The organism is Hymenobacter sp. NBH84 (assembly GCF_014217645.1).
GTDB lineage: Bacteria > Bacteroidota > Bacteroidia > Cytophagales > Hymenobacteraceae > Hymenobacter > Hymenobacter profundi.
In genome coordinates, this window is record NZ_CP043644.1 from 836,425 (window position 1) to 857,041 (window position 20,617).

A 20,617-nucleotide genomic window follows, 5' to 3' on the forward strand; every position below is an offset into this window, starting at 1 on the left:
GAATCATCATAATTTGATAAATAAAAATCTATTTAGATATAGTTAAAGCGCCATGCTTCGACAAGCTCAGATGGTGTTTTAACTATATCTAAATAGATTTTTTGAATAAGTTCGAAATCAATTATTTTCAACCGTATTCCAGCCTAGTGCTTTTTTAATTCGATAATAGATTTCGGTGTTCTCATACATACCCGTGAATAACTCGCTGCCTACTCCATAAGCAAACACGGGCACCATCACGGCGGAGTGCTTATTGGTAGCAAAATTGGCCGCTATCTTGCCGCTCGCTGAACTGCCGCCCACAATGCTATAGCCGCCGGTTTCGTGGTCGGCCGTCACAATGACGAGGGTTTCGCCGTTGGCGGCCGCAAACCGGAATGCCTTGCCTACCTGCTGGTCGAAGTCCAGTACTTCCTGCACGTTTTGGGTGGCGTTGTTGAAGTGACCGGCGTCATCGATCTGCGAGCCTTCAATCATCAGAAAAAAGCCATTTTTGTTTTTGCTGAGCACCTCCAGTGCCTTGTCCACGCCTTGGTTGATGTAGGCGGCGGTGCGTTCGGCCACAGCTGGTGGGCCATTTTCGGCAAGCAGGGCCACGGCTTTGGGGCCGGTGATGGTAGCTATGTCGCTAGGTTTGGTGACTACCTGATAGCCTTTTTGGCGCCACTGCGGTAGCAAATCGGCGTGGTCCTGGCGCTGGGTGAAGTAGCGCAGGCCGCCGGCGTACATGAAGTCGATGGGAGCTGAAAGGTACTTGGCAGCAATGGCTTCTTGGTCGTTGCGGTTGGGATGGGTCACGGCGAAGCAGGCGGGGGTAGCGTCGGTCAGCTCGCAGGCCACTACCATGCCGGTGGATTTGCCATGCTCCCGCGCATCCCACATAATAGAGCGAAACTCGTGCCCCAGCGAGTCCACGCCAATGGCAGCGTTGTAGGTTTTGTGGCCAGTAGCCATAGCTGTAGCGCTGGCTGCCGAGTCAGTAATCTTGCCGTATTGGTTTTGGGTGATGCTAAAGCCCGTGGCCTGCGCCTGCTGCATAAATAAGCGGCCGTGGTTGGCTAGCAACCCGCCCGTAACCTGCGCCGGTCCCATGCCGTCGCCAATCATCAGAATGATGTTCTTAATGGGCTTGCGCGGACCAGCATAGGGCACCAGGTCTGGCACAGGGTAGGCGTCAGGCGACTGATACTCGCGCTTATACAGCGGCTCATCGGCCTTCGTGGCTTGGTCGGGTAGGTGCTTGATGGCCTCAATCATGGCGCTACGGGACGGCGGCGACTGGGACGACCCGCACGCACATAGGCCAAGGCTGCTGAATAGCAGGAAGTGACGGAAAGAATGCATGATGTATAAGGAAGGAGGGATAAGGATTTCAGAGCAAAGCTGCTCTACTTGCGCGAAGCCGCGCCGCGTTGGTTGTCAACAACTTGCTTTAGCTCCGATAGCTCGTCGGCGCCTACCAGTAGGGCGGGGTAGCGCAGCAACTCGCGCCATACAGCCTGGCGCTGGGCGGCGGTGGCGGCAGGCAGGTCCCAGAATCGTATTTTCTGACCACTGCGCACAGCATGGTTGTTGAGTTGGCGCAGGCGGGCAGCTTCGGCAGCGGGCATTGGCCCTACCCCGTCCCACTGAAAAGTCTTCTTCCAGTTGCCATTCACGGCGGGAATATTGGCCGCTAACTCCGGCTGCAAATCAGTCAGTTGCCCATCGAGGAACACCAGTCGGTTGGGGTCAGCCAGGATTTGCTGACGAGGGTAGCCGCCGGTGAGAATCACACGCACTCCACTGGGCCGCGGCTGCTGCGGGGTAGACAGCATGTTGCGGTAGCGGCTGAGGATCTGATGCAGCCGGGCGTAGGTAGCAGGACCGTCGTTCTTGAAATCGACATACAGCCACAGCTCGGCGGGCTTCGTGTAGAACTGACCGTTGAGTTGGCGCAGCGGGTCGAGGTAGAGGCTTTGCAGGGTTCGGCTGGGGTGTAGGGCGGCGCGTTCGTGGCCTACCTGCAAGGTGCTGTCAATCAAGAATACATCGGCTTCCACGCTCTTAAAACCAAGCTGCAACGCATCAAATAGCGGGTGCGGGCGCCAGTAGTCGTTGTGGGAATGGCCCTGCTCCAGTGGTGGCGCGGGTTGAAAGCGCGGCGTTTGGGCGTGGACGGCGGTGACGAACAGCAGGCTTAGGCTGGCGGAGGCAATGGTTTTTATCATGTACTGCATAAGAACGATGTAGAGATGCATACTTGCGTCTCGCCGTTGAACGATCTGAGCGGTGACGTTCAACGACGAGACGCAAGTATGCATCTCTACATCAATCGAGTCTACAACGTTTGGGCATCTACCACCCCTGATTCTGCGCAATCTTTGAGTTGGCAAGGTCAGTAGGGGGGATGGGCCACACGTGGTGGATGGCGGGGTTGAAAGTGCGGGCGGGCCACACTTCTACTACCTTATAAGTGGAAGCAGGATTAGATTGGTCGGCGTACTGGCGGCCATGCTGGGGCTTGGCGTAGGCGGCCTGAGCGTCGCCCCAGCGCACGAGGTCGGCGTGTCGGTCGGCAAACTCGCCGGCCAGCTCCACGCGCCGCTCGTGCTTGAGGTCGGCGAGGGTAGCGCCGGTTTTGGGGGCCAGGCCAGCACGGCTACGCACGGCGTTTAGGGCCGCGTCGCCGCTTTTGCCCTGCATGATTTGGGCTTCGGCTTTCAGCAGCAGCACCTCGGCGTAGCGCATCAGCGGCACGTTCAGGTCGGTGGTGGGCTTGTCGCCGTTGGCGTTCAGGTGGGCAGCCACGGGCGTTTCGTAGGGCTGCATGTACTTGCTGAACTGAAAGCCCGTGAGCGAGTTGGTAGACGAGTAGCGCTTGGTGGCGCCCAGGTACGTAAACTCGTCGCCGAAGGTGAGAATAGTGGCTTTCAGGCGCGGGTCGTTGGCCTCAAACTCCTGGTACAACTCCAGGGTAGGCTGGAAGTAGCCCCAGCCGTTGTACTGGCCCCAGCCCTTGTTTTCGAGCAGCACGCCCGGCAAAATGCTGCCATCTTGCTTGCCCGACACCACCGACCAAATGTACTCCGAGGACCAGTTGTTCGGGATGGTGAACACGCTGTGGAAGTCCTGCTGCGGCTGGCCGGTGTTCAGCAGTGCCCTACCCGAGCCGGAATTGGCCACGGCATCGGCAGCCTTCTCGGCTTCGGCCCACTTGCTCTTGTCGTACTGCGCCCAGAAAGCGTAGGTTTTGGTGAGATAAGCCATGGCTGCGTCCTTATGCGCCCTACCCAAATCGGCGCCGGAATACGCGGTGACCAGCGGCAGCAGCTCAGCGGCTTTCTTGAAGTCCTGCTCCATCAACTGGTAGTTTTCTACCACGCTGGCGGGGCGCGGAAACTCGTTTTGGTCCATGTTGTCTACCGTCACGATGGGCACGCCGGCGCGCTGGTCGCCGTAGCGGGTAGCAATGTGGAAGTAGGTGAAGGCCCGCATAAAATAGGCTTCGCCCAGCACCCGGTTTTTCAGACTCTCACTGATGCTCATACCGGGCACGTTCTTCAGAATCTCGTTGCAGCGGCGGATAACCCGGTAGGAGTAGCCGTACATCTTGTTGGTGTCGCCCTCGTTGCCGGTGGCCGTGAAGTTGCGCACGTTGGCAGCGGTGGCCCGCACGCGGCCGGTCACCATGTCATCGGAGGCATTAATCAGCCAGAAAAACCCGCGCCCAAACATGTCGTCGTCGCGCATGTAGGTGTACAGCGCGTTGGAAGCGGCCACAGCATCGGCGTCGGTTTTCCAGAAGTTGGCGTCCGTAATAGTGCCCTGGGGCGTGAGGTCGGTGAACTCGTCCTGGCAGCTGGTAGCGACACCGAGGAGGAGCGAGGTGAAGAGGAGGGTAGCGTATGTGCGTTTCATGAGAGTTGTGCTGGTGTGGACCCCACCCCCCGGCCCCCTCCCCTCCGGGAGAGGGGGAGCCTTTACCGGAGCTATTAGCTGATGGCTGCTAGCGGTTAGCTTTTCGTTGAACAAGAGCTAGCAGCCAATAACTAATAGCTAACAGTCGAATCGTCAGGCTCCCCCTCTCCCGGAGGGGAGGGGGCCGGGGGGTGGGGTGACTGCTAAATCCCCAAATTCAAACCAATGGTGAAAGTGCGGGGCAGGGGGTAAGTGCCCACGTCGAGGCCGATGCCGCCTACCTCAGGGTCGAGGCCGGAGTACTGCGTGAAGGTCACCAGGTTTTCGGCGGTGGCGTAGAAGCGCAGGCTAGCGCCGGTGCGCACGCGGTCCGTAAGGGCAGCGGGTAGGGTGTAGCCGATGCTCAGGTTTTTCAGGCGCAGGTAGGAGCCGTTTTCCAGGTACCAGTCCGATACACGGCTGAAGTTCTGGTTGGCGTCGTTGGTGGAGAGGCGCGGAATGTCGGTGTCGGTGTTTTCCGGGGTCCAGGCGTTCAGCACGCGGCGGTCGAGGTTGTAGCCCTGCAAGCCGGCGTTGTAGGTCGAGAATTTATAGGCGTTGAACAGCTCCACGCCGCTCACCCCCTGCCAGAACATGCTCAGGTCGAAGCCTTTCCACTGCCCGCCTAGCGTGAGGCCGTAGGTGAGCTTGGGCATGCCGTTGCCTTTGTATACCCGGTCGTTGTCGTCAATGCGGCCGTCGCCGTTCACGTCGCGGAACTTCAGGTCGCCGGGCTTGGCATTGGGCTGAATCTGCTTGCCCTCGCCGTTGGTGTAGGCCGCCACCTCCTGCGCCGACTGGAACAGGCCTTCGTTGGGAATCAAATAGTAAGAATACAGCGGCTGCCCCGGCGCCGAGCGGTAGGGGTAGAGTTGGCTGCGCACGTTGTCGCCGTGCTGGATGAAGTCGGCGCCGTAGCCGTCGAGGTCCTGCACGCGGTTTTTGAGGGTAGCAATGTTGCCGTTCAGCTGGTAGCGGAAGTCGCCTACCTGGTCGTTGTAGCCAATACCCAGCTCCACGCCCTTGTTCAGCACAGTGCCCACGTTGGAAGTAGCGCCTTCGCCTACCCCGGCGCTGGTGTTGGGCGCCACGGCGAAGATCAGGCCGCGGGTGTATTTCTGGAAGTAATCGGCGGTGATTGTCAGGCGATTATCCAGCATACCCACGTCCAGGCCCACGTCAAACGTCTCGGACCGCTCCCATTTCAGGTTGGGATTCGACTGCTTATTAATATAATAGCCCGTGCTGTACCCCGGCGTGCTGCCTAGGTAGGACTGACCCGTTACGAGCGGCACATTATACGCGTAGTAGGCCACCGACTGAATATTGCCGATCTGCCCCCACGAGCCGCGCAGCTTCAGCGTCTGAATCGGCGCTACCTGGAAAAACGACTCCGAAGAAATCTTCCAAGCGCCGGAAATGGCCGGGAAGTAGTCAGAATTATAGCGCGAGAGGCGCGAGGTTTGGTCGCGGCGTACGCTGCCGGTCAGGAAGTAGCGGTCGTCGTAGCTGTAGGTGAGGCGGCCGATGGCCGAGGTCAGGGCGTCCTGCCACACGTCGCTGGTAGGGCGCTGCACAAACTCTTTGGCATTGCCGATGTACTGGTACCAGTCGTCTTCGCGGTCGAAGTTCTGCGCCTGAACCGAGTAGTACTCGTAGTTGGTGCGCTGGGCCGAGTATACGGCCGTGAGGTCGAAGAAGTGCTTGCCCAGCGTTTTCTGGTAGCTCACCTGGTTGTCCCAAATCCAGCGGCGCCGGTCGCCCTGGCTCTGGGTCAGGTAGTTCATGGTGTTGGAGCGGCCCGGCTCCGGAATGCGCGGATCAAAGCGCTTGTAGGACTCGCGCTGCAAATCCAGGCTGAAGCTACTGCGGAATTTCAGATTGTTCAGCGGGTTGTACTCCACGTAACCAATGCCATTCAGGTTCAGCAACGGGCTGTTCACGGTAGGACGCTCCAGTAGGGCCACCGGGTTGTACACGTCGCCGTAGGCACCGGCAAATTTAAACTCCGGTGCCGGCGACATCGGCGTAACGCCCCCAAACGTGCCGTCCTCGTTGCGCACGGGCGCTGCCGAGGGCATGTAAATGGCGTTGATGATGCTCCCTGAATAGCTGCTGCTGGTGTTGGTGCCGCGGGCATTGCGCTGGTTCACGTACACGTTCTGGCCCACCGTAATCTTGGGGCTGATGTCGTAGTCCGATTTCAGGCGCAGGGTGTAGCGCTTCAGATTGGTATTCAGCAGCAACCCCTCGCGGTTGTGGTAGCCGAAGGAGGTCAGGAAGCGGCCGCGCTCGTTGCCCCCGCTCACGGTGGCGTTCAGGTTGTAGATGCTGCCGGTGCGGAAAATCTCGTCAATCCAGTCGGTGCGCGTGATCTGACCCCAGGGGTTCTTGGTGGCGTCGTGGGCGGCGGGGCGGCCTACCCCGGCGTTGTCGGCGGCTTGGTTGTAGGCGGCGGCCTGCTCGGCGGCGTTCAGGGCGTGGGGCAGCTTGTAGGCTGACTGCCAGCCCTGGTACGTGTCGATAGTCACGCGGGGCACGCCGGCCTTACCGCTCTTGGTGGTGATGACGATGACACCCGACGCAGCCTGCGCGCCATAGATGGCGGCCGCGGCGGCGTCTTTCAGCACTGTGAGGCTGGCAATATCGTTGGGGTTAATCGGCCCGCCGTAGTAAGGCATGCCGTCCACCACATACAGTGGGTCTTCGGCATTAATCGAGCCCGCCCCGCGAATTACTACCCGCGCCGTGGCCGAGGGGTCGCCGCCGTTTTGCACCACCGTCACACCGGCCACGTTGCCCTGCAACATATCCTGCACCGTGGAGATAGGGCGCTGGGCCTGTTTTTCGGGGTTGGGTAGGGTGGCAATGGCCGTGGTCACGTTTTCGCGCTTCGCTGTGCCGTAGCCGATTACGACCACCTCATCCAGACCAGTAGTGGCATCGGAGAGCGTAATAGCGAAGTCCGTTTGGTCGGCCACGCGCAGCTCCTGCTTTTCGTAGCCGATAAATGATACCACCAAGACCGCCTGGGCGGGGTCTTCTACTGTCAGCTGAAAGCGGCCGTCTGTGTCGGTGGTGGTGCCGGTGTTGGTGCCCTTCACCAGCACGGTTACGCCGGGTAGGGGCTGGCCGGCTTTGTCGGTGATGCGGCCGGTAACCGGGGTAGCAACCAGCAGCGGAAGCGCTTCCGTTGCTGGCTGCCCGTGCGAGTAGGGTAGGGGCCGGGCGGCCACGGCCGAACCCGTTAGACTCAGGGCAACAAGCGTTACAACCGTCCGCTTGCCTGCGGCTCGGTGTGGTCGTAGCTGTACGTGTTTTGGCATAGAAGCAGAGAGAAGTGGCGGAAACAAAAAGACCCCCGAAACGTATCAGCGCGCAGAGCAAGCAAATCAGCGAAAACCACCAACAAGATTCGTGGTAGTATAATCGGATAAGGCTGTTTACTAATGATTTATCGAACTAAATCTGCGTAGGTCGCAAGCGGTTGTGCGGTGGCTATTCGCGGCGGAGTAGCTCCGGGAGGTCTTTGGACGCCACAAAGGAAGGCTCGCGTTGTGTCGTATATATTTCGCCGTTATCAAGTAATTGTTACCAACGGTTGTCGGACCTAGCGCCTCCTTTTGGCTGTGTTACGGTCGTGTTACCGGGCGGTAAAGCCTGTGTGATATCTGCGTATCGCCCCTCTTATCGCATGTTTGGCCTTCTACCTTTGGCGCAAAGAATGCGCTGTGGCTACTGATACCCTACTTGAGCTACTGGAGCGAATCCGCACCAACGACTACCAAGCCTTCGAGCAGCTGTTCGAAGCGCACTGGCGGGAGTTGTACCGGTACGCCTATAAGGTGTTGCGCCACGCCCCCGACGCCGAGGATATCACCCAGGAGCTATTCTGCGACCTGTGGGCCAACCGCGCCCAGCTGCACGTGCAAACCAACGCCCAGGGCTACCTGCTCGGCGCATTGCGCAAGAAAATCCTCACCCGTTTCCGCGACGCGGACATCCGCAGCCGCCACTTGCAGCACTTCGGGGCCGCTCAGGAAATCAGCACCGAGCCTACCCTGCGCCACCTCGTGAGCCACGACACGCTGGCCGCCGTGCAGGCGCGGGCCCAGGCGCTGCCACCCAAGGAGAAAGAAGTGTTCTTGCTAAGCATGCTCCACGATTTTTCGGTGAAGGAAATTGCTGAGCGCTTCGCCACATCTGAGCAAACCGTGCGCAACCAGATGAACAGCGCTCTGCATAAGCTTTCTCCCTACCTCGTCAAGCTGTTGAGCTAATGGTGGGATAGAACGGAGGTCCCCATGTTACCTCTTCGTTAAATCAGGGGTAGGCGATGGTTGAAAATGCCGCGGACTGCAACTGATACGGGTAGGCGGCCGCCCCGGCCGGGAAAGCAAGCAGTCCGCCGCCTACCCGCCGCAACAGTCGTGTTGCGCATTTTTCTTTCCCTGCTCTGGTACCTGCGGCGTGGCGCCTAGCTGCGCAGTAGTGCCTCATCCTGTGTATGTTACGAAAACTAGTTCTTTCTGCGCTCCTGCTAGGTAGCGCCCCTGCTTTGCTCGCCCAAGGCACCAAAAAGCCCAAGCTGATGGTGGGCATCATGGTCGACCAGATGCGGGCCGATTACCTGCCGCGCTACCTCGACCAAATGGGCAACGACGGTTTCAAGCGTCTGTTGCGCGAGGGGTTTCAGTGCCGCAACACCCACTACAACTACATCCCAACCGTGACTGGCCCCGGCCACTCCTCGGTGTACACGGGCACCACGCCGCGTTACCACGGCATTGTGGGCAACTCCTGGTACGACCGGCGCCTGCGCCGCGACATATACTGCACCGACGACACCACCGTGCAGCTGGTGGGCACTACCACCCGGAGCATGGGCGTATCGGCCCGCAACCAGGTGAGCACCACCCTGGGCGACGAGATGAAAATGGTGTCCAATGGCCGCAGCAAGGTGATTGCGCTGTCGTTGAAAGACCGGGCGTCGGCGCTGCCGGCCGGGCACATGGCCGATGGCGCGTTCTGGTTCGATATCAACACCGGCGACTTCGTTTCCAGCACCTACTACATGCCCACGCTGCCCAAGTGGGTAGCCGACTTCAACGCCCAGAAAAAGGCCGACTATTACCGCCAGCAAACCTGGACGCCTCTGCGCGGCCCCGAGGCCTACCTCAACAGCGTGGCCGATTCCAACGCCTACGAGAAGATATTCAAGGGGAAAACCGCCGCTACCTTTCCCTACGAGCTGGGCAAGCTGGCCCCGCAAAACCCGCCGGCCTACGAGGCGGTCAACGTCTCACCCTTCGGCGACAACCTGCTCACGGACCTGGCCCTGGCGGCCCTCGCCAACACCGACCTGGGCCGCGACGACGTGCCCGATTTGCTGGCCATCAGCTACTCCAGCCCCGATGCCGTGGGCCACACCTTCGGGCCGCTTTCCAAAGAAGAAAACGATTTGTACCTGCGCCTCGACCTGGAAATTGCGCGCCTGCTGCAAGCCCTCGACAAAACTGTGGGCAAGGGCAACTACACCATCTTCCTGACCGCCGACCACGGCGCCAGCGAAGTGCCCAAGTACCTGGCCCAGCACCACGCCCCCAGCGGCGCGCAGCACCACGCTACCCTCAACCAGGGCGCGGCCGCCTACCTCACCCAGCAGCTAGGGCCAGGCCAGTGGATTGAGGCGGAGCGCAACAACATGTACTACCTCAACCGCCCCCTTATTGCCAGCCGCAAGCTGGAGCTGGCCCGCGTGCAGGACCTGCTAGCCGACTACCTCCGCGACCAGGACGGCATTGCCCAGGTGAATACCACCGCGCAGCTGCTCACTAGCAGCACCGGCGCGTTCCTCGAAAAGAAGCTTCAGAATGGCCTCTATTACAAGCGCTTTGGTGATGTGCGCTTCGAGCTGGAACCCGGCTGGACCTGGGAACTGGGGGTAGGGGCCACTCACGGCTCGGGCTACCTCTACGACAGCCACGTGCCCCTGTTGTGGTTTGGGGCCGGTATCGCGCCCGGCATCAGCTACGAACCCCACTCCATCACCGATATTGCCCCTACGGCCGCTATGCTGGTGGAAAGCAAGCTGCCCAGCGCCTGCACCGGCCAGCCCATCGTGGAGGTACTGAGTTCTAAATCCAACAAGAAATACCGGTAGTTCCGGAGCTGTTTGGTTTAGCTAAAAAGGTGGCCGAAACGGTGTAGAGACGCATATTTGCGTCTTGTCGTCTGCGCCATATGCACGAAATCGTTCAACGACGAGACGCAAGTATGCGTCTTTACACCGTGCAGTAAGTAACACAGATAGTTTCTTATATAATCGTTGGCTCCCCCGCTCCCTAGGAGTGAGGTATCCCTCCTCGAATATTAAGCTTTCGTTACATCGGGCCTGGCGAATGGTTACTGCCGCGGGCTTGTGCAACTCTCTTATGAAGCCCTCGCATTCCCGCTTCCGTCGCCTGCCTTCCCGCCTGCAACGCTACCTGCGAAGCCGCCTCACTTCGCAACCAGCTGAGCAGCAACGGGAGCAGTGGCTGGATGCGCTGGTAGCTGCTACCCCCGACGATGACGCGCTCATCAATCAGGAAGCAGACGCGGCGCTGCGGGCCCGGATTCTGGCGGGAATCCAGGCCCGTACGCAGCCGGTGGCGCGGTTGCGGCGGCTGTGGCCGGCCCTGCGGGTGGCGGCGGTGCTGGTGCCGTTGTTGCTGCTGGGCGCTGTGGCGTGGTGGCGCTCGTTGCCAGGTGAGCTGCACTACGCCACGGGGGTAGGGGAGCAGCGCGAAATCGTGCTTCCCGATAGCAGCCACGTGTGGCTGCGGCCACGCTCGGAGCTGACGTGCGCGACCCGCTTTGGGGCCGTGCGCGCCGTGCAACTGTGCGGCGAAGCGTTTTTCGCCGTCACTAAAAGTCCACGGCAGCCTTTTGTGGTGCGCACGGGCAAAGTGGCGGTGAAGGTGCTGGGCACATCTTTCCTGGTAAAGGCCTACCCTCAGCTTCTGGCTACTACCGTGCTGGTGCGCACCGGCCGGGTGCAGGTAGCCCGCCAAGATACCGTGCTGGGCGTGCTGCACCCGCACGATCAGCTTGTCTATACATCGAATAATCAAAAACATACGCTTACCCACAACGAATACACCGACGCCCTGCCTACCGGCCAGTTGCTGACGTTTGCGCAAGCCTCCTTGCCCGAAATTCTGCTGCTGCTGGAAAATTACTACCCCGTGCGGTTTCAGGTGCGGCCCGAGGTGCCGGCCGTGGCCCTCTCGGGCACATTGGATCCGAAGCTTTCCGCCGACCAGATTACCGACGTGCTCAATGTGCTGTTGCAGCGCCACCACCTGCGCATCACCAAAGTTTCGGCCACTACCTACCGGGTAGAGTAGGCTGCTGAGCGCATTCCTTTTCCTGCTTTTTCACCCCAGGCAAAAACCGCCTGCCGGGCCACGCCTTGCCCAAAACCGACCTTTTATGCTACACTTCGACTTCTTGACGTATTGCCGACAGCGCGGCCGCCGGCTGCTGCTCACGGGCGCCCTGCTGGGGGCTACCACCACGCTGCCCCACCTGGGGTTTGCCCAGAAAGCCACTACCGAAGTGGCCTACTTCGCCGTACCGGCGGGGTCGTTGGCGACGGCCTTGCAGCGCCTCCAGCGCGAAACCGGCGTCAACATTGTGTATGAGGCCCGCGATGTGCAACAGGCCCGCGTGGAAGCAGCCGAGTTCCGCGCCGCCAAGGTAGGCGACATCATCCGCCAAATGACGCGCCGCACGCCCCTGCACCTGGAGGAAACCCAGGGCGTTATCATCTTGAAGCCCGACGCTACCCCACAAGCACCCAGCACTCCGCGCAAAGCGGCGCGGGAGGTGAAGGGCCGCATCACGGATGCCCGCTCGGGCACGGCCCTACCCGGCGTGACGGTCATGGCCAAGGGCACCTCCACCGGCACCGTGACCGACGCTGAGGGCCGCTACGCCCTGGTAGTGCCCGAGGAAGCCACAACGCTGGTTTTCTCCTTTATGGGCTACGTGGCTAAAGAAGTAACGGTAGGCGAGCAAACCAGCATCGACGTGGCGCTGGCCGAGGACAACAAGCTGCTCAACGACGTGGTGGTGATTGGCTACGGCGCGGTGAAAAAGGGCGAAGTCACCAGCTCCATCACCAACGTGGAGCCGCGCGAGTTCAACCGCGGCGTGGTGGCTACCCCCGACCAGGTGCTGCAAGGCAAGGTGGCCGGCCTGAACATCACCCGCAGCGGCGATCCGAACGCCACGCCCACGGTGGTTCTGCGCGGGGCGTCGTCGTTGCGGACGGGGCAGGCGCAGGAGCCGTTTTACGTGATTGACGGCGTGCCGGCGGCCTCCATCAACCTGGTGGCGCCTGACGATATTGTGAGCATTGATGTGCTGAAAGATGCTTCGGCCACCGCCATTTACGGGGCGCGGGCCGCCAACGGCGTTATCATCATCACCACGCGGCGGCAGAAGCCCAGCGCGGCCGTGACCTACAGCGGCTACGTGGGGGTAGAGCGGGTGTCGAATACCATTGACATGCTGAGCGGCGACCAGCTGCGCAACTACCTGGAGGCCAACGGCAAGAGCCTCAGCCCCGCCGACAACGACGAGGGCACCAACACCGACTGGCAGAAGGAGGTGATGCGCACCGGCATCAGCCACAACCACACCATCAGCTACGGCGGCGGCTCCGAGAAGTCGGCCTTCAACGCCAGCGTCAACTACTTCAAGCGCCAGGGCGTGATGAATACGTCGGACAGCGAGCGAATCATCGGCAAGATCAACCTCGATCAGAAAACGCTGAAAGACAAGCTGCAACTGCGTTTCACGCTGACCAACTCCCTGCTCACGCAGCACCTGATTTCGGATCTGGTGTACCGCAACATGTTCAACCATTTGCCCACCACCAACATCCAAAACCCCGACGGCACCTACAAGGAAAACCTGACGCGCACGCAGTACTACAACCCGGTGGCGCTGCTGAACCAGAACAGCGAAGAGCGCAAAATCAACACCCTGCTCGGCAATGCCAGCGCCCAGCTCACCATTCTACCCAACCTCACCAACACGCTCAGCCTGAGCATGCAAAACGAGTCGGTGAAGGGCGGGGCCTACCAGAGCCGGGAGTCGCCGGTGCCGAACGCCAACAACGTGACCGGCCTGGCCGCCAAGGGCCTGGCCCGGCGCTACAGCCTGGAAAACACCCGCAAGATTCTGGAAAACTACCTGACCTACAATCCCCTCAACACCGCCACCCACGACCTGAAACTGCTGGTGGGCTACTCCTGGCAGGAAGACAAAAACGGCGACGGTTTCCAGACCGATACCCGCGGGTTTGTGTCGGACCAGCTGGGCTACAACAACTTAGGTCTGGGCAACCCCAACGGCGTGACGCCCAACTACGACGCGGCCATTGCCGGCTACAGCCTGGGTATCTCTACCCTGCGCCTGATTTCGCTGTACTCCCGCGTGAACTACGGCCTCTTGGACCGCTACTTTTTGCAAGTATCGGTGCGGCGCGATGGGTCGTCGGCGTTTGGGCAGAACAACCGCTGGGGCACGTTTCCGGCGGCCTCGCTGGCCTGGAACATTGCCCGCGAGGACTTTTTGGCAGGCCAGAGCAAGCTCACGGAGCTGAAATTACGCGTGGGCTACGGCATTACGGGCAACTCGCTGGGCTTCGACCCGTTGATTGCCACCCAGCGCTACAGCAGCGTGGGTACGTTCTATTATAATGGCAGCTTCATCAAGGCCATCGGCCCGACGCAAAACCCCAACCCGGATTTGAAGTGGGAGTCGACGGCTATGCTGAACGTAGGGCTGGACTTCGGCCTGCTGGGCAACCGCCTCAGCGGCACGGTGGAGGTGTACGACAAACGTACCTCCGACCTGATCTGGAACTACCCCGTCTCGACGACGCAATACTTCGTGAACACGCTCTACGCCAACGTGGGCGAAATCAGCAACCGGGGCCTGGAGCTTACGCTGAACGCAACGCCGGTGCAAACAGCTGACTTTCAGTGGAACATAAGCGGCAACCTGGCCCACAACGTGAACAAGGTAGAGAAGCTGGCCAATGACCAGTTCCGCCTCGACCAGGTGTACACGGCCTACCCCGGCGGCTCGGGCCAGAGCGGCATTTCCACGCAAATCGTGAAAACGGGCTACCCCATCGGGCAGTTCTTTTTGCCCGAGTACGCGGGCCGCGACGAGAACGGCTTGTCGTTGTTTTACAAGGCCGACGGCACCACCACCGGCTCGCCTACCCTGGCCGAATACCGCTACCAAGGCAATGCCCAGCCCACGCTGCTCTACGGCGTGAGCAACACCGTGAGCTGGAAACGCCTGGACCTCAACTTCTTCCTGCGCGGCGTAACAGGCAATAAAATCCTGAATGCCACGCTGGCCAACCAGAACATCCCAGCCCAATCGACGGCCAACAACCTGCCGGTCTTCTCGCTGAACGAGCCCTACAACGACAACCGCGCCAACTACTACTCCGACCGCTACCTGGAAAGCGGCGCCTACCTGCGCCTCGATAACGCCACGCTGGGCTACAATCTGCCCATCAAAAACGAGTACGTGAAGCGTGCCCGCGTGTACCTCACCACCCAAAACCTGTTTACCCTCACCAAGTACCGCGGTATCGACCCCGAGATGAACCTGGGCGGCCTCACGCCCGGCCTCGACAACAACAACTTCTACCCCAAAACCCGCTCCTACGTGCTGGGCGTGAACCTGGAATTTTAAGCCGTGACCCCCCCCCCCCCCCCCCGGCCCCTCCCCTCCGGGAGAGGGGTGCGTTCTGATAGAGCTATTAGCTAACAGCTGACGACTGGCACCCCTCTCCCGGAGGGGAGGGGCCGGGGGTGGAGTCCACACAACCATCGACTACCCATGACTACAAAAATCATACGTCTTCCCCTGGCCGGCGCCCTCACGGCCCTGCTGTTCTCGGCTGGCTGCACCGACCTTGATGCGCCCATCGAATCGGAATACACGCCCAGTAACTTCCTCACCACGCCCGAGCAGTTTATCGCCGCCTCGGGGCCGGTGTACAGTCAGATGCGCGACGAAGTGGCGAAGGCCTACTGGAACCTCCAGGAACTCAGCACCGACGAAGCCGTGATTGTAGCCCGCAACGGCAACTACTACGACGGTGCCCGTTACCAACAGCTCAGCCTACACACCTGGGACCCCCAAAACCAGTTTGTGCGCACGGCGTGGGAGTGGGGTTTCAGCGGCATCAGCACCTGCAACCGCACATTAGCCTTGTTTCAGAATACAGCTGATGGCGATTTCAAGACGCAGTTTACGGCCGAGCTGCGCACTATGCGGGCGCTGTACTACTACCTGATGATGGACCTGTACGGCAATATTCCGCTGGTGCCGGAGTTTGGCAGCGCCGAGCAGCCGACAAATGCTACCCGCCAACAGGTGTTCGAGTACATTGAAAGCGAGTTGAAGGCGGCCCTACCCAACCTGTCGGCCACCGTGTCGGCCCAGACCTACGGCCGCCCTACCCAGGGCACGGCCCAGGCCTTGCTGGCCAAGCTCTACCTCAATGCGGAGGTATACATTGGGCAGCCGCGCTACACCGAGGCCATTGCGGCGTGCAACGCCATCATCAAAGGCAAAAAGTACAGCCTGGCCGCTAACTATCTGGATGTATTTGCGGTGGAAAATGGGCCGCAGGTAGCGGAAATCATCTTTGCCGTGCCGTTTGATGCCAATTTGGCCCAGGGCAATATGATGTCGCGCTTTGCCTTGCACCAGCAGATGAAGGACAAGTTCGGCCTGCTCTTCACGCCCAGCAACGCCAGCCTGACCTGGCCTGAGTTTTACGCCCTCTACAAAGAGCCCACCGATACCCGCAACCAGCAGTGGCTGGCCGGCAAGCAATACCTCAACGACGGCCGCACGCCCATCCTGATTGCTACTACCAAGAAGGGCCTCGACTCGCGCTACACCGGCGCCGATGGTAACGCCGCCATCAGCTACCACTTGGAGCTGTCGGACCGCCTTACCTTCCGCGATGCGGCCAAGTTCGACGTGGGCAACGACGAGCTGGGCAAAGCCCAGGGCACGCGCAACATCAAATACTACCCCGATAAGTCCTCCACCTCCCGCGACCAGGGCAACGACCTGGTGCTGTTCCGCTACGCCGATGTGCTGCTGATGAAAGCCGAAGCCATCCTGCGTGGCGGCCAGGACCCCGACGGCGCCACGGCCAAAGACTTGGTAAACCAGATTCGCACCCGCGCTCAGGTGCCCGCCCTCACCACGGTGGATTTGCCTACCCTGTTTGAGGAGCGCAGCCGCGAAATGGCCTGGGAAGGCTGGCGCCGCAACGACCTGATCCGCTTCGGCAAGTGGGAATCGGTGTGGGGACAGGGTATGAAAACCAATGCCGAAACCTACCGCCGTATCTACCCCATCCCAACTACGGAGCTGACGCTGAACGGTCAGCTGAAGCAGAATACAGGGTACTAACTTCTACATAGATTAATCTGAGCTTCACACAGGCGTCATACAAGAATGGCAATTTTGCCACCGGAAAAAGCAGGGTGCTAGGTGAATGACACCAGTGCTTTTTCAACGAAAAACCCCGACGCTGCAACGTCGGGGTTTTGTTTTAGAAGCGGCTGGAACAAAGGGCGGATGGCGTTAAAAGGGTTTAGGAATGACCGTCTAGAGGCTTCTTGAATAGCTTGGTTATAAAGACCAATCAATAGATAGACGGCTGCTCTGCAGCGCTGCTAAAGGTAGGAGCAGTGGCAACTGCTTCGCCGGCTAGCAACTGCTGATACCACCAGCCCGAGTCCTTTACAATACGCTGCTGGGTAGCGTAGTCGATGTGGACTAGGCCGAAGCGCGGCTCGTAGCCTTCGGCCCACTCAAAGTTGTCGGTGAAAGACCACGCGAAGTAACCCTCAACGGGCACGCCGTCGCGCCGGGCCCGCAACACCTGCCCGATGCAGGCTTGCAGGTAGGCTTGGCGGGCTACGTCGTGTACTTGCTTATCAGAGGTTACTATATCGGGGAAGGCTGCGCCGTTTTCGGTAACCAGTAGACGCGGGGCCTGCGGATACGCGCTAAACTGGCGGAGCATATGGTAGAGGCTTTCGGGAAATACCTCCCAGCCCATTTGCGTGTAGGGCACGCCGCGCCGGGCGGCTCCTACCAGGTTGGCCCACAGCAGCGGCACGTAGGGCGAGTGCCGCACCACCTCGCGGGTGTAATTCTGCACTCCCCAAAAGTCAAATGCAAAGGGCAAACGCTCCTCGTCGCCGGGCTGCATGTAACGTTCCAAGCGGTTCAGCAAGGGGGCCTCGGCGGTAGGGTAGCCCAGGCCCAGGGTAGGCTCGACAAACAGGCGGTTGAGAATGGCATCGGCGCGGCGCGTGGCGCGCTCGTCGCGGGGCAGGCCGGCCCGCCAGGGCGTGAGGTAGGAGCACGAGAAGGTAGTGCCAATTTGGGCAGAAGCCGGTAACGCTGCCCGCAGCGCCCGGCCCCCCTTGGCCTGGGCCAGCGTAGCGTGGTGGGTAGCGGCCAGAAACGCGCCCAGGCTGCGCCTACCCGGCGCATGGATGCCCAGCAAATGCCCGGCTCCGGTGAATACCATGGGCTCGTTGAGCACCATCCAGTGCTGCACCCGGTCGCCGAGGCGGCGGGCCAGCACCTGGGCGTAGTCGACCAGCCAGCCCACTACCGCGCGGTTGGTCCAGCCGCCTTGCTGCTGCAAGGCCAGCGGCAAATCCCAGTGATACACGGTGAGCCAGGGCGTGATGCCGCGGGCCAGGCAGCCATCTACCAGACGGTCGTAGAAGTCCAGGCCTTTCGGATTTACTGGGCCGGTTCCCGCGGGCAGCACCCGCGACCAAGCCGCTGAGAAGCGAAAGTTGGGAATGCCCAATTGCTGCATGAGGTCCAGGTCGCTGGGCCAGCGCTGGTAGAAGTCGCAGGCTACGTCGGCGGTTTCGCGGCCTTTGATGGCGCGGCGGCCGCGCACAAAGGCGTCCCAGATGCTCCAGCCCTTTTCTTCGGCATTCCAGCTACCTTCTATCTGGTAGGCGGCCGTCGACACACCCCACTGAAAATCCGGCCCGAAATCGGGGCGGGAGTAGAGCGGTGGAGTGGTTGGCGGAAAGAACGCGGCGGGTAGGGTACTCATGAACGAAACGATAGAAAGGCAATACCTTCAGAAGCTGTTTGCATCAAACTGGATGACCGTTGCACGGTGTAGAGACGCATACTTGCGTCTCGTCGTTGAACGACCAAGACTATTCATACCTGCGCGGTTACAACAACATCAGCAAGGACGAGACGCAAGTATGCGTCTCTACACCGTGCACAGCGTCTCCGAAACCACTCTATATAAAGATAGTGGGCGCAGACACGGGTGCGTGCTCTTGCAGCAGAGTATCCAGAATGCGACCGGTCTCGTCGGGGTAGTGCACGGGGATGGGGCGGCCCTGGAGCAGCCAATGGTCGAGCGCGTCGAGGTGCTTGTCTTTCAGATTTTTAACGACGGGTACGCCCATTTTGGCCAGCGCGGCGGCGTTGCAGGCTTGCTCGTACTGGTTCTTCATAGGCACCACCAACAGCTTCTTGCCCAAGTATAGGGCCTCGGCAGGCGTTTCGAAGCCGGCGCCGCAGAGCACGCCCGCGCTGTGCGCCAGGCTTTGGGTGAAGGCCGCGCCGCTCACGGGGCGCACGCGCACGTTGCCGTATTCGGCCTCGCGGACACTGTGTTTCGAGAACACCTCCCAGCGTACGGTGCGGCTTAGGTAGCGCAACCGCGTCACCAGCAATTCTTCCTCAAAAGCAGGCAGATACACCGTGTAGTGCTCCCGCTGCTCGGGCACCAGCTCCCGCACTTGCTGCCGGATAACGGGCGTATGAATGCCGGGCGCATACGCCGCAAAGTGAAAGCCGTAGTGGGCCGTGGCGGGCGCGTAGTGCCGCAGCACTGCCCTACCCACCGGATCGGGGCGCTTGGGGCGGGGTGCGGCCGGGTGCAACACGGCGCTCTGGTGACTAAGCGCCACGCACGGCCGGTGGTGCAGCCGGCACGCCCACGCCGATACCGGCTCAAAGTCGCTGATAATCACATCGTACTTATCCAGCGGCAGCGCGCGCAACTCGCGCACGAAGGCCGCCGAGTTCAGTTGCCAAAACGTTTTGGCGAAGTTGATGCCGCCTTTTTTGCCAAAGATGAAGCCCATGCCGTGGCAGCGGTACTGCACCGGGAAGGGTAGGGAAATGTCTGTAGCAGGACCACTTACCAGCACGTCGAGGTGACTGGCGCGTTCTTGCAACAAAGGCACGATATCCAAGGCGCGGCTCAGATGACCATTGCCGGTGCCTTGGATAGCGTAGAGAATGCGGGGCATAGAAGCGTGTTGATTATCAGAATGCGATGTAGAGACGCATACTTGCGTCTCGTTGTTGAACGATTACGGCCACGCGGTGCGGACGATGAGACGCAAGTATGCGTCTCTACTTACTCCTGCGGTATGTTGAATTCAGCCAACAGGTTGGCGAGCAGAGCGTTGTCCGTGTCGAGGTCGTCGGGGTCGGGTAGGGCGGGAAGCTGCATGGCAGGGTCGGTGGCGTAGTGGTAGAGCTGCCAGCCGGTGGCGGCGGTGTACTCCAGGGCCGTCAGGTTCTCTACCCAGTCGCCGGAGTTGAGGTAGGTTACCTCGCCGCGCTCTGTTTGTACTGGTTTGATGGTAGGCTGATGGATGTGCCCGCAGGCTACGTAGCGGTAGCCCGCGTCGGCGGCGATGGTAGCGGCAGTCTGCTCAAAGTCGCCCATCAAACTCACGGCTCCCTTCACCCGGTTTTTCACCGCCTTCGACAGCGCCACCCGCGGGCCGGCCTACCTTCGCCAGTAGAAAATTGACCAAGCGATTCAGCAAAATCAGCGTGTCGTAGCCGTGGGCGCCCAATCGGGCCAGCCAGCGGGCGTGGCGCATGGTCACGTCGAACACATCGCCGTGAAACAGCCAGGTTTTACCGTGAGGCAGGTCGAGTACTACCTTGTTGGCAATGGAAAGCGCTCCAAGGCGAGTGCCAGCAAAGCGGCGCAGCAGCTCGTCGTGGTTGCCGGTGAGGTAGTGAATGCGCGTGCCCTTGGCCAGCAGTCCTACCAGATGGCGCACCACGCGCATGTGCGCCGGGGGCCAGTAGTTTTTGCTGAACTGCCAGATGTCAACAATATCACCGTTGAGCACCAGTACTTTGGGTCGCACGCTGCGTAGGTAGCGCAGCAGCTCGGCGGCGTGGCAGCCGTAGGTGCCCAGGTGCACGTCGGAGATAACGACGACATCAAGCCGGCGACGGGGCGTGGCCTTGCTCATCCGATAGCCGGGCGGGCCCAGAAACGGGGGCGCAGTTGGCGAGGCGGCAGCTCGTTGGCCCGGAACGGCGAACGAAACGCCCGAATGAGGTGCAGGCCGTAGAGCACCACCAGCACCAGCTGGAACAGCACATAGCCCAGCCAGCTCAGTAGCCGGCGCAGGAGCGGAATCGTGGTGGGAGCATGCATAGCGTCAGTCCGTTGATTCAACTCAAAGGTCCTGTTCTACTATGAATTAGGTGTTATGGGGGCGTAATATAGATTTAGCGGTTAGCTGATGGCTGTTAGCTGATA

The 20,617-nt window shown here is 60.5% G+C and carries 14 protein-coding genes; 5 read left to right on the forward strand and 9 right to left on the reverse strand.

The features are described from left to right. Positions 1-117: 117 nt before the first annotated feature. From F1C16_RS03540 to F1C16_RS03555, 4 genes are all read right to left on the reverse strand, one after another. On the reverse strand, positions 118-1,344 hold the full coding sequence (locus tag F1C16_RS03540) for an alkaline phosphatase (protein ID WP_185282993.1): 1,227 nt from the start codon (positions 1,342-1,344) through the stop codon (positions 118-120). A gap of 44 nt (positions 1,345-1,388) precedes the next feature. Further along, a complete protein-coding gene (locus F1C16_RS03545; protein ID WP_185282994.1) occupies positions 1,389-2,210 on the reverse strand; it encodes a hypothetical protein in 822 nt (273 codons plus the stop codon). Positions 2,211-2,337: 127 nt separating this feature from the next. After that, complete coding sequence (locus F1C16_RS03550) at positions 2,338-3,900, reverse strand: RagB/SusD family nutrient uptake outer membrane protein (protein ID WP_185282995.1); 1,563 nt, start codon at positions 3,898-3,900, stop codon at positions 2,338-2,340. A gap of 203 nt (positions 3,901-4,103) precedes the next feature. Further along, entirely contained in the window at positions 4,104-7,265 is a 3,162-nt protein-coding gene (locus F1C16_RS03555; protein WP_185282996.1) for a TonB-dependent receptor, read from the reverse strand. A gap of 372 nt (positions 7,266-7,637) precedes the next feature. Between F1C16_RS03555 and F1C16_RS03560 the strand changes: the two genes are divergently transcribed. The 5 genes from F1C16_RS03560 to F1C16_RS03580 all read left to right on the forward strand — a co-directional run bounded on the left by F1C16_RS03560 (position 7,638) and on the right by F1C16_RS03580 (position 16,452). After that, a complete protein-coding gene (locus F1C16_RS03560; RefSeq protein ID WP_185282997.1) occupies positions 7,638-8,219 on the forward strand; it encodes an RNA polymerase sigma factor in 582 nt (193 codons plus the stop codon). A 227-nt stretch (positions 8,220-8,446) separates the two neighbouring features. Further along, the gene (gene pafA / locus F1C16_RS03565) at positions 8,447-10,102 is read left to right on the forward strand and encodes an alkaline phosphatase PafA (RefSeq protein ID WP_185282998.1); all 1,656 of its coding nucleotides are present in this window, start codon (positions 8,447-8,449) and stop codon (positions 10,100-10,102) included. 271 nt (positions 10,103-10,373) lie between these two features. Further along, on the forward strand, positions 10,374-11,330 hold the full coding sequence (locus tag F1C16_RS03570) for a FecR family protein (RefSeq protein ID WP_185282999.1): 957 nt from the start codon (positions 10,374-10,376) through the stop codon (positions 11,328-11,330). An 85-nt stretch (positions 11,331-11,415) separates the two neighbouring features. Further along, on the forward strand, positions 11,416-14,709 hold the full coding sequence (locus F1C16_RS03575; RefSeq protein ID WP_185283000.1) for a TonB-dependent receptor: 3,294 nt from the start codon (positions 11,416-11,418) through the stop codon (positions 14,707-14,709). A gap of 147 nt (positions 14,710-14,856) precedes the next feature. Next, entirely contained in the window at positions 14,857-16,452 is a 1,596-nt protein-coding gene (locus tag F1C16_RS03580; RefSeq protein WP_185283001.1) for a RagB/SusD family nutrient uptake outer membrane protein, read from the forward strand. 235 nt (positions 16,453-16,687) lie between these two features. Here F1C16_RS03580 and F1C16_RS03585 read toward each other — a convergent pair whose 3' ends face one another. The 5 genes from F1C16_RS03585 to F1C16_RS03600 form a co-directional block, all read right to left on the reverse strand. Continuing rightward, complete coding sequence (locus tag F1C16_RS03585; RefSeq protein ID WP_185283002.1) at positions 16,688-18,133, reverse strand: GH1 family beta-glucosidase; 1,446 nt, start codon at positions 18,131-18,133, stop codon at positions 16,688-16,690. Between the two features lie 199 nt (positions 18,134-18,332). Continuing rightward, entirely contained in the window at positions 18,333-19,355 is a 1,023-nt protein-coding gene (locus F1C16_RS03590) for a glycosyltransferase family protein (RefSeq protein WP_185283003.1), read from the reverse strand. Positions 19,356-19,465: 110 nt separating this feature from the next. Then, entirely contained in the window at positions 19,466-19,780 is a 315-nt protein-coding gene (locus F1C16_RS22780) for a UDP-2,3-diacylglucosamine diphosphatase (RefSeq protein WP_219733393.1), read from the reverse strand. Next, positions 19,767-20,324: a UDP-2,3-diacylglucosamine diphosphatase gene (locus tag F1C16_RS22785; RefSeq protein WP_219733394.1), complete on the reverse strand. Its 558-nt coding sequence runs from the start codon at positions 20,322-20,324 to the stop codon at positions 19,767-19,769. The genes F1C16_RS22780 and F1C16_RS22785 overlap by 14 nt, the downstream gene beginning before the upstream one ends. Further along, a complete protein-coding gene (locus tag F1C16_RS03600) occupies positions 20,321-20,512 on the reverse strand; it encodes a hypothetical protein (protein WP_185283004.1) in 192 nt (63 codons plus the stop codon). The genes F1C16_RS22785 and F1C16_RS03600 overlap by 4 nt, the downstream gene beginning before the upstream one ends. Positions 20,513-20,617 lie beyond the last annotated feature (105 nt).